Source organism: Pantoea sp. C1E2, assembly GCF_056491465.1.
Genome location: NZ_JBSZHT010000002.1, coordinates 817,105 through 831,796, shown reverse-complemented (window position 1 = coordinate 831,796; position 14,692 = coordinate 817,105). Strand labels below are relative to the sequence as shown.

Annotated in this window: 13 protein-coding genes and 2 tRNA genes; 5 read left to right on the top strand and 10 right to left on the bottom strand. The window is 53.2% G+C overall.

Annotation, left to right across the window (positions count from 1 at the left end):
* Positions 1-20 precede the first annotated feature (20 nt).
* The 8 genes from rimP to rlmE all read right to left on the bottom strand — a co-directional run bounded on the left by rimP (position 21) and on the right by rlmE (position 6,498).
* Positions 21-473 carry a ribosome maturation factor RimP gene (gene rimP / locus ACXI0A_RS04035; protein WP_034826528.1) on the bottom strand — a complete coding sequence of 151 codons (453 nt, stop codon included), beginning with the start codon at positions 471-473 and terminating at the stop codon, positions 21-23.
* 211 nt (positions 474-684) lie between these two features.
* Positions 685-761: transfer RNA gene (locus ACXI0A_RS04030), tRNA-Met, on the bottom strand.
* A gap of 59 nt (positions 762-820) precedes the next feature.
* Positions 821-907 (bottom strand) — tRNA-Leu (locus ACXI0A_RS04025).
* A gap of 46 nt (positions 908-953) precedes the next feature.
* On the bottom strand, positions 954-1,289 hold the full coding sequence (gene secG, locus ACXI0A_RS04020) for a preprotein translocase subunit SecG (RefSeq protein ID WP_034826531.1): 336 nt from the start codon (positions 1,287-1,289) through the stop codon (positions 954-956).
* Positions 1,290-1,506: 217 nt separating this feature from the next.
* On the bottom strand, positions 1,507-2,841 hold the full coding sequence (gene glmM, locus ACXI0A_RS04015) for a phosphoglucosamine mutase (protein ID WP_224932332.1): 1,335 nt from the start codon (positions 2,839-2,841) through the stop codon (positions 1,507-1,509).
* Positions 2,842-2,844: 3 nt separating this feature from the next.
* On the bottom strand, positions 2,845-3,678 hold the full coding sequence (folP, locus tag ACXI0A_RS04010; protein ID WP_476150253.1) for a dihydropteroate synthase: 834 nt from the start codon (positions 3,676-3,678) through the stop codon (positions 2,845-2,847).
* An 85-nt stretch (positions 3,679-3,763) separates the two neighbouring features.
* Entirely contained in the window at positions 3,764-5,695 is a 1,932-nt protein-coding gene (gene ftsH, locus ACXI0A_RS04005; protein WP_224932330.1) for an ATP-dependent zinc metalloprotease FtsH, read from the bottom strand.
* Positions 5,696-5,868: 173 nt separating this feature from the next.
* On the bottom strand, positions 5,869-6,498 hold the full coding sequence (gene rlmE, locus ACXI0A_RS04000) for a 23S rRNA (uridine(2552)-2'-O)-methyltransferase RlmE (protein ID WP_476150256.1): 630 nt from the start codon (positions 6,496-6,498) through the stop codon (positions 5,869-5,871).
* 126 nt (positions 6,499-6,624) lie between these two features.
* Between rlmE and yhbY the strand changes: the two genes are divergently transcribed.
* Positions 6,625-6,918 carry a ribosome assembly RNA-binding protein YhbY gene (gene yhbY, locus ACXI0A_RS03995; RefSeq protein ID WP_224932328.1) on the top strand — a complete coding sequence of 98 codons (294 nt, stop codon included), beginning with the start codon at positions 6,625-6,627 and terminating at the stop codon, positions 6,916-6,918.
* Between the two features lie 127 nt (positions 6,919-7,045).
* Here the strand turns inward: yhbY and greA are convergent, their stop codons facing one another.
* Positions 7,046-7,522, bottom strand: a complete 477-nt coding sequence (gene greA, locus ACXI0A_RS03990) for a transcription elongation factor GreA (RefSeq protein ID WP_224932327.1) — start codon at positions 7,520-7,522, stop codon at positions 7,046-7,048.
* A 246-nt stretch (positions 7,523-7,768) separates the two neighbouring features.
* Here greA and dacB point away from each other — a divergent pair, with 246 nt between their 5' ends.
* From dacB to pmrB, 3 genes are read left to right on the top strand one after another with little or no spacing between them, the layout of a single operon-like run.
* Entirely contained in the window at positions 7,769-9,202 is a 1,434-nt protein-coding gene (gene dacB / locus ACXI0A_RS03985; RefSeq protein ID WP_224932549.1) for a serine-type D-Ala-D-Ala carboxypeptidase, read from the top strand.
* Positions 9,202-9,864, top strand: a complete 663-nt coding sequence (gene pmrA, locus ACXI0A_RS03980; RefSeq protein WP_034826547.1) for a two-component system response regulator PmrA — start codon at positions 9,202-9,204, stop codon at positions 9,862-9,864. Before dacB ends, pmrA begins: the two co-directional genes overlap by 1 nt.
* Positions 9,861-10,919 (top strand): two-component system sensor histidine kinase PmrB, encoded by a 1,059-nt coding sequence (pmrB, locus tag ACXI0A_RS03975; protein ID WP_476150259.1) that lies wholly within the window; start codon positions 9,861-9,863, stop codon positions 10,917-10,919. The genes pmrA and pmrB overlap by 4 nt, the downstream gene beginning before the upstream one ends.
* On the opposite strand, the gene ACXI0A_RS03970 is transcribed toward pmrB, so the two are convergent.
* Positions 10,916-13,189, bottom strand: coding sequence for a TonB-dependent siderophore receptor (locus tag ACXI0A_RS03970; RefSeq protein ID WP_224932325.1), 2,274 nt, complete (start codon positions 13,187-13,189; stop codon positions 10,916-10,918). The genes pmrB and ACXI0A_RS03970 overlap by 4 nt on opposite strands.
* A gap of 261 nt (positions 13,190-13,450) precedes the next feature.
* Between ACXI0A_RS03970 and fes the strand changes: the two genes are divergently transcribed.
* A complete protein-coding gene (gene fes, locus ACXI0A_RS03965) occupies positions 13,451-14,662 on the top strand; it encodes an enterochelin esterase (protein ID WP_476150261.1) in 1,212 nt (403 codons plus the stop codon).
* Positions 14,663-14,692 lie beyond the last annotated feature (30 nt).

The following is a 14,692-nucleotide window of genomic DNA, read 5'->3' as shown; positions in this document are numbered from 1 at the left end:
GTTAGCCTCAATCCGGACTTTTAAAAGTGGGGGACCAGGTTCGCTTTCTGAATATTACTCAGCGCGAACACCTCATCGTTACCCTCAACGGTTACCGTGATCATCTCACCTTCCACGGACTTGATGATCCCCTGCCATTTACGGCGGTTCTGTACGGCCATGCGCAGTGTCAGGCTCACCTCATCACCGGCAAAACGTGCATAGTGTTCAGCGGTGAAAAGAGGACGCTCGAGACCTGGCGAGGAGACTTCAAGGTTGTAAGCCACCGTAATGGGATCTTCCACATCCATTACTGCGCTGACCTGGTGGCTAACATCGGCACAATCATCAACATTGATACCATTCTCACTATCAATATAGATGCGCAAAGTCGATGTGCGACCGCGAACGAATTCGATACCGACCAATTCGTAGCCAAGCGCTTCTACCGGAGCGGTGATCAAATCAGTCAATTTTTGCTCTAATGTGGACAAGCCCACCCCCAAGACATAAAAAAAGGGCCTATAGCCCAGTATTGCGATTCCTGATAACAAAAAACCCCGAAAATTCGGGGCTTTTTGTGACTGGACCCTGTACGCCGCATAGCGGCTTCGGAGCACAATCCAAAAGAATTTTTTTCAAAAAACACTGAGGATGCGTCCGTCGATGCATACAGTATATTTGAAAAAGAACTCTAAGGGAAAGTGGTTGCGGGGGCCGGATTTGAACCGACGACCTTCGGGTTATGAGCCCGACGAGCTACCAGGCTGCTCCACCCCGCGTCCGAAAACGTGGCGAATAATACGCCGACCTTGCTTAAAAAGCAAGTTTTACTGAGATTTGGTACCGAGGACGGGACTTGAACCCGTAAGCCCTTTCGAGCACTACCACCTCAAGGTAGCGTGTCTACCAATTTCACCACCTCGGTACTGCACTGACTGCGACGCTACATTGTCGCTAAAGCATTGACGATGTTACTGCGGGATATCATTGCCCGGGGTTGCCGGTTTAGCTGGCTGAGTCTGCTGTTCAGACTGAGCTGGCGCAGTGAGGTTTTCCCACTCGCTTCCTTTAGAAGACTTATTCGTGTTCAGATTGCCAAGGATCAAGCTGATAATGAAGAACAGGGTCGCCAGTACGGCAGTCATACGCGTCATGAAGTTACCAGACCCGTTTGAACCGAACAGTGTACCAGAGGCGCCTGCACCGAATGAGGCTCCCATATCAGCGCCTTTGCCTTGCTGAAGCATGATCAGACCCACGAGGCCAATCGCAACAATAAGGAAAACAACTAACAGAGCTTCGTACATAATCAACCTGTTTCCTTGCGCGTTATCCGCACAGTTAAAGCTTCACCAATATTGACGGGGAGTATCGTCATCACCCATCAGAAGCGGGTGTGAATACTAACCAATGGGGCATACCTCTGCAAGCGCAATTTTCACGAACTTTATTGATTGCGGAAAAAAGCGCCAGGGTGGTGATTTAACAGGCGGAAAGTCGAGATCTCACCGCCTGTAAACGGGCTTAAACCGCTTTTACCGCATCGGCAATTTTGTGTGCCAACTCGGAGACTAAAGCTTCGTCCTCACCTTCAACCATCACGCGAATCAGCGGTTCAGTGCCGGATTTACGTAAGAGCACACGGCCCCGCCCTGCCAAGGTTTTTTCCACTTCAGCGCTGACGGCTTTGACGCTGTCGGATTCCAGTGGATCGTGACTACCAGTGAAGCGCACATTAACCAGAATCTGTGGCAGCATTTTCATACCACTGCATAAATCATGCAGACTCATGTGATTACGCACGATAGCAGTGAGCACTTGCAAACTTGCCACGATACCGTCACCGGTACTGATTTTGTCCAGCAGAATCACATGCCCGGAGTTTTCGGCGCCCATGCGCCAGCCCTTCTCCTGCATTTTTTCCAGCACGTAGCGGTCACCCACTTTGGCACGTGTGAAAGGAATGCCCAGCTGTTTCAACGCCAGTTCCAGCCCCATGTTACTCATCAGAGTACCCACCACGCCGCCGCGCAATTGCCCCTGACGCAAGGCTTCACGTGCAATGATGTAGAGGATCTGGTCACCATCAACCTTCATGCCCAGATGATCCACCATCATGATGCGGTCGCCATCGCCATCATAAGCAAGGCCTAAGTCCGCCTTCTCATCCAGCACGCGCTGCTGCAGCATGCGGAGATCGGTTGCGCCGCACTCTTTGTTGATGTTCATGCCATCGGGCTGTACACCAATCGCAATCACTTTGGCACCCAGTTCACGCAGCACATTAGGCGCAATGTGATAGGTCGCACCGTTGGCGCAATCCACCACGATTTTCAGGCCGTTGAGGCTTAACTCGCTCGGAAATGTGCCTTTACAGAACTCGATATAACGACCGGCAGCATCAACGATGCGGCTGGCGCGCCCCAACTCAGCGGACTCAACGCAGGTCAGCGGCTTCTCTAATTCAAGCTCAATCGCTTCTTCCACTTCATCCGGCAATTTAGTGCCTTCCGCAGAGAAGAATTTGATGCCGTTATCGTCGAAGGGGTTGTGCGATGCAGAGATAACGATACCGGCTTCTGCGCGGAAGGTACGCGTCAGATAGGCAATCGCAGGGGTTGGCATAGGCCCGGTAAAGGCCGCCGATAAACCGGCCGCAGCCAGACCGGCTTCCAGTGCCGATTCCAGCATGTAGCCAGAAATACGCGTATCTTTACCAATCAATACTTTACGTGATCCCGAACGCGCCAGAACTTTACCCGCAGCAAAACCCAGCTTCAGGACAAAATCAGGGGTAATCGGTGCTTCACCGACCTTGCCACGAATACCATCTGTACCGAAATATTTACGATTACTCATGCTTTATCCTTTTGCTCTCCGTGTCGCTTCGACAATACGCATCGCTTCGACAGTCTCTTTCACATCATGCACGCGAATAATTTGTGCCCCTTGCATAGCGGCAATCACCGCACAGCTCAGGCTGCCGGTCAGCCGCTGCGTCGGACCGACATTTAACAACTGGCCAATCATCGATTTACGCGACATTCCGACCAGTAGCGGCAAGCCAAAATGGTGGAAATGGCTGAGTTCGGCCAGCAGCTGATAATTGTGGTTGAGATTCTTACCGAAACCGAAGCCAGGGTCGAGCAACAGATTATCTTTTTTGATGCCCGCCGCTTCGCAGCGTGCAATCTGCGCGATGAAGTAAGCGTCCACTTCGCTCACGATATTCTGATATTCAGGTGCTTGTTGCATGGTGCGGGGCTCGCCCTGCATGTGCATCAGGCACACCGGCAAGCCGGTTTCTGCTGCTGCTGCCAACGCACCCGGTTCGGATAGTGAGCGAATGTCATTAATGATGTGAGCACCCACTCGCGCCGATTCACGGATCACCTCTGGCTTTGAGGTATCCACGGAAATCCACACTTCAAAACGCTGGGCGATGGCTTCCACCACCGGAATCACGCGAGATAACTCTTCATCCACACTGACTTCAGCGGCACCCGGCCGCGTTGATTCTCCGCCGACATCGATGATGGTTGCACCCGCATTCACCATTTCATTGGTGTGGGTCAGTGCCTCCACCAGCGTGTTATGAGTTCCACCATCAGAGAAGGAGTCCGGCGTGACATTCAAAATACCCATCACATGGGGAAACGACAGATCGAGATGGGAATCACGGGCGTACAACTTCATGGCGGGAATCTCCTTGGGAATCGCAGTATCACTGAATGTAAAAAACCCCGGACCGGCCGGGGTTTTTGCTGAGGTTTGAGGCCTCTTATTTGTCGAGCTGTTCTGACATGGTGTTGCCAGGGTTCGGCGTACGCGGTTCATCAACCGGACGTGGCGCCTTTGGCGTGCCATTATTGTCAGATGAGCTACTGTTGCCGGAATCATCCCAACCTGCAGGTGGGCGAACTTCACGGCGAGCCATCAGGTCATCAATCTGCGGTGCATCAATGGTTTCATACTTCATCAGCGCGTCTTTCATCGCGTGAAGGATGTCCATGTTCTCACCCAGCAGAACGCGAGCACGCTGGTAGTTGCTGTCGATCAGGTGTTTAACTTCCTGGTCAATGATGCGTGCTGTTTCATCAGACATGTGTTTCGCCTTCGCCACAGAGCGACCAAGGAACACTTCGCCTTCTTCTTCAGCGTACAGCAACGGACCTAACTTCTCGTTAAAGCCCCACTGCGTCACCATGTTGCGCGCCAGGTTAGTGGCCACTTTGATGTCGTTAGACGCACCGGTAGAAACACGTTCAGCACCGTAGATGATCTCTTCTGCCAGACGACCGCCATACAGCGTCGAGATTTGGCTTTCCAGTTTCTGACGGCTGGCGCTAATCGCGTCGCCTTCAGGCAGGAAGAAGGTCACACCGAGCGCACGTCCGCGAGGAATAATCGTCACTTTGTGTACCGGATCGTGTTCCGGCACCAGACGACCAATAATCGCATGGCCCGCTTCGTGATAAGCCGTGGATTCTTTCTGCGCTTCCGTCATCACCATGGAGCGACGTTCTGCACCCATCATGATTTTGTCTTTCGCTTTCTCGAATTCAACCATTGATACCACGCGCTTGTTGCCACGTGCAGCGAACAGTGCCGCTTCGTTGACAAGGTTAGCGAGGTCAGCACCTGAGAAGCCCGGTGTACCACGTGCGATGATTGCCGCGTCAATATCAGTGGCCAATGGCACACGACGCATATGCACTTTCAGAATCTGTTCACGACCGCGAACGTCTGGCAGACCCACCACAACCTGGCGGTCGAAACGACCTGGACGCAGCAGCGCGGGGTCAAGTACGTCTGGACGGTTGGTCGCGGCGATAACGATGATGCCTTCATTACCTTCGAAGCCATCCATCTCAACCAGCATCTGGTTCAGCGTCTGCTCACGTTCATCGTGACCACCGCCTAAACCGGCGCCACGTTGACGGCCTACGGCATCGATTTCATCGATAAAGATGATGCACGGTGCGGCTTTCTTCGCCTGTTCAAACATGTCACGCACACGAGATGCGCCCACACCCACGAACATTTCTACGAAGTCAGAACCGGAGATAGTAAAGAACGGGACTTTCGCTTCACCGGCAATCGCTTTCGCCAGCAAGGTTTTACCGGTACCCGGAGGGCCGACCATCAGGACGCCTTTCGGAATTTTACCACCCAATTTCTGGAAGCGGCTCGGCTCGCGCAGATATTCAACCAGTTCAGCCACTTCTTCTTTCGCTTCATCGCAACCCGCGACATCCGCAAACGTGGTCTTGATCTGGTCTTCGGTCAGCATGCGGGCTTTACTTTTGCCAAAGGACATCGCGCCTTTGCCACCGCCGCCTTGCATCTGACGCATAAAGAAGATCCAAACGCCAATCAACAGCAGCATTGGGAACCAGGAGATGAAGATAGAAGCCAGCAGGCTTGGTTCTTCTGGTGGTTCGCCAACCACTTTGACGTTTTTGGTCAAGAGGTTATCAAGCAGCTTAGGGTCGTTGACAGGAATGTAAGTGGTGTATTTATTACTGTCTTTTTTGACAACGTTAATCTCACGCCCGTTAATACGTGCCTCGCGGACCTGATCCTGGTTCACTTCTGACAGGAAGGTTGAGTAATCAACCCTACGGCCATTCGACTCGCTGGGCCCAAAGCTCTGGAAGACAGACATCAGCACGACCGCGATGACTAACCAGAGAATCAGGTTTTTCGCCATGTCACTCAAGGGATTAACCTCATATTACAACGGTGTTAACAGACAGCGTAGGGTACTATATATCCTTCAGACCTGGAATCGCGACGCTGATGATTTTGCTGCTTTTCACTGAAACTCAGAATTACACATCAGAGTAAATGCAGTTCGCCTTGCTTTGATTCCAGCACCGAGGGCTATAGTTTGCGCCCTGTCGCCACAATATACACTTCACGTGAACGTAAACGAGAAGCGTCTGGCTTACGAATTTTCACTTTCGTAAATAGGGAGCGAATTTCCCGCAGGTATTCCTCGAAGCCATCTCCCTGAAACACTTTCACTACAAAACTGCCGCCAGGTGCCAGAATATCCCGACACATCTCCAGCGCCAACTCTACCAAATACATCGATCGCGGAATATCAACCTCAGGTGTACCGCTCATGTTTGGTGCCATATCAGACATCACAACATGAACTTTTTTGTCACCCACACGCTCCAGCAATGCGTTCAGCACCGCCTCTTCACGAAAGTCGCCCTGTAAAAAATCGACACCGACAATCGGGTCCATCGGGAGTAAATCACAGGCAACAATACGACCATTCGATCCAATCTGTTGTACCGCATATTGCGACCAACCACCGGGTGCAGCACCCAGATCTACCACTGTCATGCCGGGTTTGAAAAGCTTGTCACCCTGCTGAATTTCATCCAGTTTAAACCAGGCGCGCGAACGCAACCCCTTTTTCTGTGCCTGCAGCACATATTTATCGCTAAAGTGTTCCTGTAACCAGCGACTGGAACTGGCTGAACGCTTTTTACCCGTCATAATTTTTCCAATTAAATCTTCATCGTAGCGATAAATCATTACGCAATGGGTCGCGTTGATTTGGCGATATACCCGAGATGGCGGTAGAATGAACCGTTTTCAATCCCTGAGTAAGTAAAAAATACGATGAATCTGAGTACCAAACAAAAACAGCACCTGAAAGGCCTTGCCCATCCACTTAAGCCCGTTGTCATGCTGGGCGGTAATGGCTTGACCGAAGGCGTGCTCGCCGAAATCGAACTGGCGCTCGCGCATCACGAATTGATCAAGGTGAAAATTGCCTCTGAAGATCGTGAGACCAAGCAGCTGATCGTTGACGCTATCGTACGTGAAACAAAAGCTTGTAACGTACAGGTCATCGGCAACACGCTGGTGCTGTATCGCCCTGCAAAAGAGCGCAAAATTACTCTGCCACGTTAATCAGCCATCAAGGCTGCCATGACGGGCAGAGAAAGTGCCATGCTCCTGCATGGGATAAAAGGCCGCTATGCGGCCTTTTTCCTTTCTTTACAAAGTGCGGCTACACATTTCAAAGCGTAGCAATATCTTAAAGGTATTCCACCTTTAACACTTCATATTCGACATCACCACCGGGGGTTTTCACGATGGCCACATCGTCAGCCGATTTCCCGACCAGTCCGCGCGCCATCGGCGAATTCACTGAAATCAGATTTTTTTTGAAGTCAGCTTCATCATCACCCACGATGCGGTAAGTGAATTCTTCGTCCGTATCCACATTCAAAATGGTTACGGTAGAACCAAAAATCACGCGTCCGGTTTTTGGCATTGAGGTGATATCAATCACCTGAGCGTTGGAGAGTTTGGCTTCAATCTCCTGAATACGCCCTTCACAAAAACCCTGCTCTTCGCGGGCTGCATGGTATTCGGCATTCTCTTTCAGATCGCCGTGCTCGCGAGCTTCGGCGATTGAGGCGATGATGCGCGGACGCTTCACGGTTTTCAGCTCGTTCAGCTCTTCACGCAGGCTCTCAGCGCCTTTCAACGTCATCGGAATCTGATTCATTTTGGCTCCTCGTCATCTATCCTGGTTAACGGCGTCATCCTGACCGATGACAGCAGAAAACAGCTTCTGCGGCGCGTTACCTCTTTTCACAAGCAAAAGAAGCCTGACCCGGAAAGCTTTCCGGGTCAGGTTCGGTTTTGCATTTTGATACGTATTTTACCCCAGAGTTCCCTGTGGGTCATCGTTTACTTTGCACCGCCTCGGGACGTAGTATTGACGCCTTCACCCGTCAGTTACCGCGAGATTATGCGATTTTCACGACTTGTTACCGGATTAACCTGTGCGTTTATGCTGCAGGCACAAGCAGCCCCCGTTGAAGAATACATGCAGTATTTGCCAGACGGCGCAAACCTGGCGCTGATGGTGCAAAAAGTGGGCGCATCAACCCCGATAATCGACTATCACGGCAAACAGATGGCATTGCCGGCCAGTACCATGAAGGTGATTACCGCACTAGCGGCCCTGCTGGAACTGGGTCCGGACTTCCGTTTTCAGACCACGATGGAAACCAAAGGCGCGGTCAGCGATGGCACGCTCAATGGTGATTTAGTGGCGCGCTTTGGTGGCGATCCAACGCTCAGCCGTCAGGATTTGCGCAACATGGTGGCAGCGCTGAAAAAGCAGGGCATCACACATATCAAAGGCAATCTGGTGATCGACACGTCGGTGTTCGCCAGCCACGATATGGCACCCGGCTGGCCATGGAACGATCTGACGCAGTGCTTCAGTGCCCCACCAGGCGCAGCGATTGTTGATAAAAACTGCTTCTCTGTGTCGCTGTACAGCGCTAACACGCCGGGCGAAAACGCCTTTGTGCGCATTGCGTCCTATTATCCGGCACATATGTTCAGCCAGGTGCGAACCATTGGCCGTAACAGTGGTGATGGACAATACTGCGAACTGGATGTGGTACCAGGCGAGCTGAACCGCTACACGCTGACCGGGTGCATGCGCCAACGCGCTGAACCGTTGCCGCTGGCGTTTGCTGTGCAGGACGGCGCCGCATGGGCGGGCGAAATCCTTAAGGCCGAACTGCGTGCCGCGGATATCGATTACAGCGGTCATTTAGTGCGCCAGACGCAGGTTACCCCGCCGGGCACCGTGTTAGCCTCAACGCAATCCGCGCCGCTGCACAATCTGCTGCATACCATGCTGAAGAAATCCGACAACATGATTGCAGATACCGTGTTCCGCACCATCGGCCATCACTATTTCAATGTTCCGGGCACCTTCCGCGCCGGTTCCGATGCCGTACGTCGTGTACTGCGTGAAAAAGCCGGCGTTGACCTGGGTAACAGCATTCAGGTCGATGGTTCAGGCTTGTCGCGCCACGACTTGATCGCGCCAGATACCATGATGCAGGTGCTGCAATTCATCGCAAAAAATGACTCAACGCTGAATTATATTTCGATGCTGCCGCTGGCCGGTTATGACGGCACATTGCAGTATCGCGGCGGTCTGCATGAAGCCGGACTGGATGGCAAAGTATCGGCGAAAACCGGTTCACTGCAGGGCGTCTATAATCTGGCAGGATTTATTACCACTTCCAGCGGTGCACGTGTCGCCTTTGTGCAGTATCTTTCTGGTTATGCGGTGCCGCCTGAAGATCAGAAAACGCGGCGTATTCCTCTGGTACGCTTTGAAAGCCGCCTCTACTCGGATATCAACAAAAACAACTAATGAAATTGCTGATCGTTGAAGATGACGCGCTGTTGCAATCGGGCCTGGCTCAGGCCCTGAGCGCGCAAGGTTATGCCGTTGACTGCGCCAGTACCGCTGCAGAGAGCAATGCTTTCTTACGTAGCGGGCAGTACAGCCTGATCGTACTGGATCTTGGTTTACCGGATCGCGATGGTGCCACGCTGCTGCGCCAGTGGCGCCGCGACGGCATCAATGTGCCAGTGTTGATCCTGACGGCGCGTGATGCGCTGGAGGATCGTGTGGATGGCCTGGACGCCGGTGCCGACGATTATCTGGTTAAACCCTTCGCGCTGGTGGAACTGCAGGCGCGTGTCCGTGCCTTGATTCGCCGCTTTCAGGGCCACAGCGACAATCTGCTGCAACAAGGCGATCTCACGCTCAACCTTAGCTCGCAGCAAGTGCTGCTGGAAGAGCGTCCGCTGGAGATCACCCCGAAAGAGTTCGCGCTGCTGACGCGCCTGTTAATGCGTGTCGGACAGAATGTGCACCGGGAAACCCTGCAGCAGGATCTCTACAGTTGGAATGACGATCCCGGATCCAACACCTTAGAAGTTCATATCCACAATCTGCGCCGCAAGCTCGGGAAAGATCGCATTAAAACCGTGCGTGGCGTGGGCTACCGTCTGGAAGTGCGCGAATGAATAGCATGCGTCAGCGGTTACTGATTATGCTGGCGCTGATTCTCCTCACCTGTCAGGTGATGAGCGCCATCTGGCTGTGGCATGAAAGCCGGGAGCAAATCAGTTTCCTGGTGAATGAAACCCTCTCTGCTCAGGCGCGTAACGACCGCGTCGAGAATGAGATCCGCGAAGCGATAGCTTCATTGCTGTTGCCTTCACTGGTGATGATCGCCTTAACGCTGCTGCTGTCATTCTGGGCGATCAACTGGATCATTCGTCCATTGCGTTCCCTGCAGGACAGCCTGGCGCATCGTTCTGCCGATAATCTCACCCCGCTGCCGGTTTATTCCGAGATGGATGAAATCGTTGCCGTAACCTCCTCCATCAATCAGCTGTTTTCGCGGCTCGATCACACGCTACAGCAGGAACGCCTCTTCACTGCCGATGCTGCGCATGAGCTGCGCACGCCACTGGCAGGTTTACGCCTGCATCTCGAGTTATTGCACCAGCAGCAGGTGCCGCAAAGTGAGATGCTGATCGAGCGTATTGATCAGCTGATGCACACCGTTGAGCAGCTATTGATGCTGTCGCGAGCCGGTCAGGCGTTGGCAGGAGGCCATTATCAGCAGTTGCTGTGGCAACAGGACATCATGCAGCCGCTGCAGCCAGAAATGGCCGAACTGTATGAGCAGCGTCAGCAAACACTGCACTGGCCGCACGGCAAAGATATTCCGCAACAGGGTGAAGCCGTGTTGCTGCGCCTGATGCTGCGTAATCTGCTGGAAAATGCCTCACGCTACAGCCCGGAAGGCAGTGAAGTGAAGGTGAAAATGCAGCAGGACAAACAGCAGGTCATCATCGAAGTGTGGGATCAGGGGCCAGGCATTGAGGCCGATGCGGCAGAAGAACTGACGCAAGCCTTCCGTCGTCGCGATCAGCGTTACGGTGGCAGCGGATTGGGTCTGAATATTGTGCTGCGCATTGTGCAGATGCACCGTGGCAGGCTGGAATTGGTTAATCGTGAAGACAGCAGCGGGCTGATTGCCCGCTGCTATTTACCGCATCAACTGCTTTAGAAGTGGGTATTAAGGCTCATGTAGTAAGTACGGCCTGATTCGTTGTAGGTATTGGCACCCGCACCGTACAGATAGGCGCCAGTTGTGGCGTTACCGGTGGTTTGCGCATTACCTTCGCGGAAGTGACGCTTATCAAACAGGTTGTCGATACCCAAAGTAACGCTGGCGTACTTATTCACATCATAAGTCCCGCTCAGGCCAATGATGGAGTAAGGACTGACTTTATCGGCCGCGCTTCCCGTCACAGGCTGACCTTTGTAGTCATACTTTTTCGGTGTTTGCGTGCCGTACCAGGTCAGCGTGGTTTGTAGCGACAGATCCTGCGTTGCCTGCCAGCTCAGCGTTGAGTTCAGGGTGTATTCCGGGATGATCGACAGACGATCGCCGGTTTCCTTGTTCTTACTCTGCAACATGTAGGTGAAGTTGTTGTTCCAGCTCACGCTATCCGAGAACGGCACATTCACCGTACCTTCCAGCCCTTCCACCACCGCCTTCGGTACGTTTTCCCACTTATAGATATCCGTGGTGCCATTTGAGGCTTTACCGACCGCTGCGTAACCCGCTTCAATCTTGTTACGGTAATCGTTACGGAACCAGGTCAGACCCGCCTGATAACCTTCGTGTTTCCACTCCAGTCCAATCTCTTTGTTGAAACTGTTCTCGGCTTTCAGGTCTGGATTACCCTGCAGATAACAAGCGCCGGTGCTCGCAGCACAGCCCTGACCGTTGCTGTACAGCAGGTAGTTCGGGTTGGTCTGATACAGGCTTGGGGCTTTGTAAGCCAGGCCAGCACCCATCTTCAGCGTGAAGTCATCACCCAAACCTTGCGACAAGTTGAGCGACGGACTCCAGTTATTGCCCACAATCGAGTGATGATCGAAACGCAGGCTTGGCGTCAGCATGGTGCTGTCGGTCAGCTCCATGTTGTCTTCTGCGAACAGTGAGAAGATTTCCGCCTGTGAATACGGGCTACGACCGGTATTCGATACGCCAGGCACGGAACCGTAACTCGCAGCCTGGGTGGTTGAAGACGGATCCTTCATGCTCTGCTGGTTCCATTCGGTACCCAGCGTTGCCGTCTGATTAATCAGCCACTCAAACGGAATGCTGACTTCGCTGTGCAGCAAAATATCGTCTAACTGAATGGTATTAAAACCATCATTGGAGAAGATACCTTCCGTACCACCTGCCAGACCTTCGTTGATACGGCTGTTACGGGTTTTCTCGTAACGCGCGTAGGTATTGGTGCTCACACCGTTATCCCAGGCGCCCGTCCATTTCAGCGAGATGTTTTGACGATATAAACGGTTGGTTTCATCGCCGTACAGGCTCTTCACCAGCGCACTGGTGTTGGTATTCTGAGTATCGCCTGCGTACAGGTTGCCCTGACGGCTATAACCGGCCTGCAGTTCCAGGGTTTGCATCGGGGCAAACGTCCAGCTCAGCAAGGCATTGATATCTTTATTCACTGAACCTTCACGACCCGAAGGATAGCTGCCCGCATAAGTACCGGTACGCGCTGCCGCATGGCCTTCGTTAATGTCATAGGCATCGGCCTGGGTTTTGGCTAATCCACCGTACAAGCGGAAGTTGAAGTCATCACCCAGCGGCCCTTCAAGGCTGAAGTTAGTGCGTTTGGTGGAACCTTCCGATTTGTGTTCCGGCGCATTGAGGTAGGTGTTCCACGAACCATGCCACTGCTGATCGGTGTATTTCTTAGTGATGATGTTCACTACGCCGCCTGCTGCGCCGTTACCGTAACGCACCGCGGCCGGGCCACGAATCACATCAATGCGATCGATCATTTCTGGCGGCACCCAGTTGGTATCACCGCGCGTATCACGCTCGCCACGCCAGCCCAGACGCACTGAGTTGCGGCTGGTGATCGGCATACCATCCACCATGATCAGGGTGTTTTCTGGCCCCATGCCGCGAATATCAATCTGACGATTGTTACCGCGCTGGCCGCTGGTGGAGTTACCGGTCAGGTTGACGCCTGGCATGGTACGAATGATTTCCGACACATCACGCGCAGGGGGATGCTTTTTAATTTCATCTGCGGTGATGGTTGAAACGCCGGGTGCCTGCAGGTTCTGCTGCTGTGCGGTCACCATTAACGTGCCGCCATTCATTGATTCGGCGTCGGTAGTGGATTGGCTGCTGGTCGTCTTGCTGGAAGTGTCTGCTGCCCAGGCGCTGCCGGAGAGCAGTGAGGCGCTGAGCCCCAGTTCAATCAAAATAGCTAATGATAATCGTGAGTAACGCGTCATTGTTTTTCATTCCTGGATGGCCAGTAAAAATGCCGTTGGATTCTTAACTGGCGAGCCGGTGAGAATATCCCTGTCCTTATCGCGCCCAGTTCCAGACCTGGCAGTGCCATCCGTTGCGTAACCTTCCAGGAAGGAAAGAGTCAGGCGGAACGAGCGTGCTCTTTTGAGCGGAAACACCCTATTGCAAATGCAAATAGTTATCAATAGTATTAATTATTAATCTTATGTAAATCGTTCCCTACACAGTGACTGGCAGCCCCTATGACCTGGCGAAATGATGTAACCGGTAGCGAAGCCTGGTGGCAGGAGCAACAATCTCAGGGTATCCCGCGAATTGACCCTCAGCAGGATGGCACCTGCCTGGTGACCTTCTTCTGGCGCGATCCACAAGGCAGTGAAAAAACTTCAACGACTCAACGTGTGTGGATCAACATTACTGGCGTCACCGATCACCACCAGAAGCGTCCACCTCAATCACTGGTGCGCGTAACTGGCACCAATGTTTGGTACTGGCAAACCGCGCTGCCGTCCAACTGGCGTGGCAGCTACTGCCTGATGCCCGATGAGCAGGCAACCGACTTTAGCGGCGAAGCGGACATGTACGCATTGCGTAACTGGTGGCGTGACAAATTCCCCACGGCGAAGGCCGATCCATTGAATATGCTGCGCGGCTGGGCCGGTGGGCGAGGCATGGGTGTCTCGCCACTGCATCTTCCGCAGGCACCTGACCAGCAAATCTGGCAATCCATTGATGATGGCAGTGCAGCTGACATCGCTTTGCAGCAATATCAATGGGATAGCGAGCTGTTAGGTAACAGTCGCAAAGTGTGGATTTATGCCACTGGCGAGTCCAATAACGCGCAACGTCCACTGGCCATTCTGCTGGATGGGCAGTTTTGGGCGAATCAAATGCCGATTGCCGGGCCGTTGCAACAACTCACTGACGCCGGAACACTCCCGCCCGCCGTTTATCTGTTTATCGACATCATCGATCGTGAGCACCGCAGTCGTGAACTGCCCTGTAACCCGCAGTTCTGGCAAGCCGTGCAGCAGGAGTTACTGCCGCAGGTGGCGCAATGGGCACCTTATCGCCAGCAGGCAGCCAGCACGCTGGTGGCCGGGCAAAGTTTTGGCGGACTGGCATCGGTGTTTGCCGCTCTGCATTTCCCGGAGACGTTTGGCAATGCGCTGAGCCTTTCCGGATCATTCTGGTGGCCCGAACGCGGCAATCCATACGGCTGGCTTTTACAGGCGCTGGATAGCGGTTTGGCACCGAAGCAGCCGCTGCGTTTCTGGCTGGAAGCAGGTAAACGTGAAGGCCTGATTCTGCAAGCCAATCAACAATTAGAACAAAAACTTACCGCTGCCGGCTATCAGGTAAATTACCTGCCGGTGGAGGGCGGCCATGACGCGCTATGCTGGCGCGGTGGTCTGCTCGACGGTCTGCAAGCCCTGTGGCGCAATCCGACTTAACTTCATCACGCAGGACGCAAACCGGAGCAC

What these genes read in the sequence shown, in the direction of transcription:
- secG (WP_034826531.1), bottom strand. Translation starts at nt 1,289, where the DNA reads ATGTACGAAGCTCTGTTAGTTGTTTTCCTTATTGTTGCGATTGGCCTC.
- glmM (WP_224932332.1), bottom strand. Translation starts at nt 2,841, where the DNA reads ATGAGTAATCGTAAATATTTCGGTACAGATGGTATTCGTGGCAAGGTC.
- folP (WP_476150253.1), bottom strand. Translation starts at nt 3,678, where the DNA reads ATGAAGTTGTACGCCCGTGATTCCCATCTCGATCTGTCGTTTCCCCAT.
- ftsH (WP_224932330.1), bottom strand. Translation starts at nt 5,695, where the DNA reads ATGGCGAAAAACCTGATTCTCTGGTTAGTCATCGCGGTCGTGCTGATG.
- rlmE (WP_476150256.1), bottom strand. Translation starts at nt 6,498, where the DNA reads ATGACGGGTAAAAAGCGTTCAGCCAGTTCCAGTCGCTGGTTACAGGAA.
- yhbY (WP_224932328.1), top strand. Translation starts at nt 6,625, where the DNA reads ATGAATCTGAGTACCAAACAAAAACAGCACCTGAAAGGCCTTGCCCAT.
- greA (WP_224932327.1), bottom strand. Translation starts at nt 7,522, where the DNA reads ATGAATCAGATTCCGATGACGTTGAAAGGCGCTGAGAGCCTGCGTGAA.
- dacB (WP_224932549.1), top strand. Translation starts at nt 7,769, where the DNA reads ATGCGATTTTCACGACTTGTTACCGGATTAACCTGTGCGTTTATGCTG.
- pmrA (WP_034826547.1), top strand. Translation starts at nt 9,202, where the DNA reads ATGAAATTGCTGATCGTTGAAGATGACGCGCTGTTGCAATCGGGCCTG.
- pmrB (WP_476150259.1), top strand. Translation starts at nt 9,861, where the DNA reads ATGAATAGCATGCGTCAGCGGTTACTGATTATGCTGGCGCTGATTCTC.
- ACXI0A_RS03970 (WP_224932325.1), bottom strand. Translation starts at nt 13,189, where the DNA reads ATGACGCGTTACTCACGATTATCATTAGCTATTTTGATTGAACTGGGG.
- fes (WP_476150261.1), top strand. Translation starts at nt 13,451, where the DNA reads ATGACCTGGCGAAATGATGTAACCGGTAGCGAAGCCTGGTGGCAGGAG.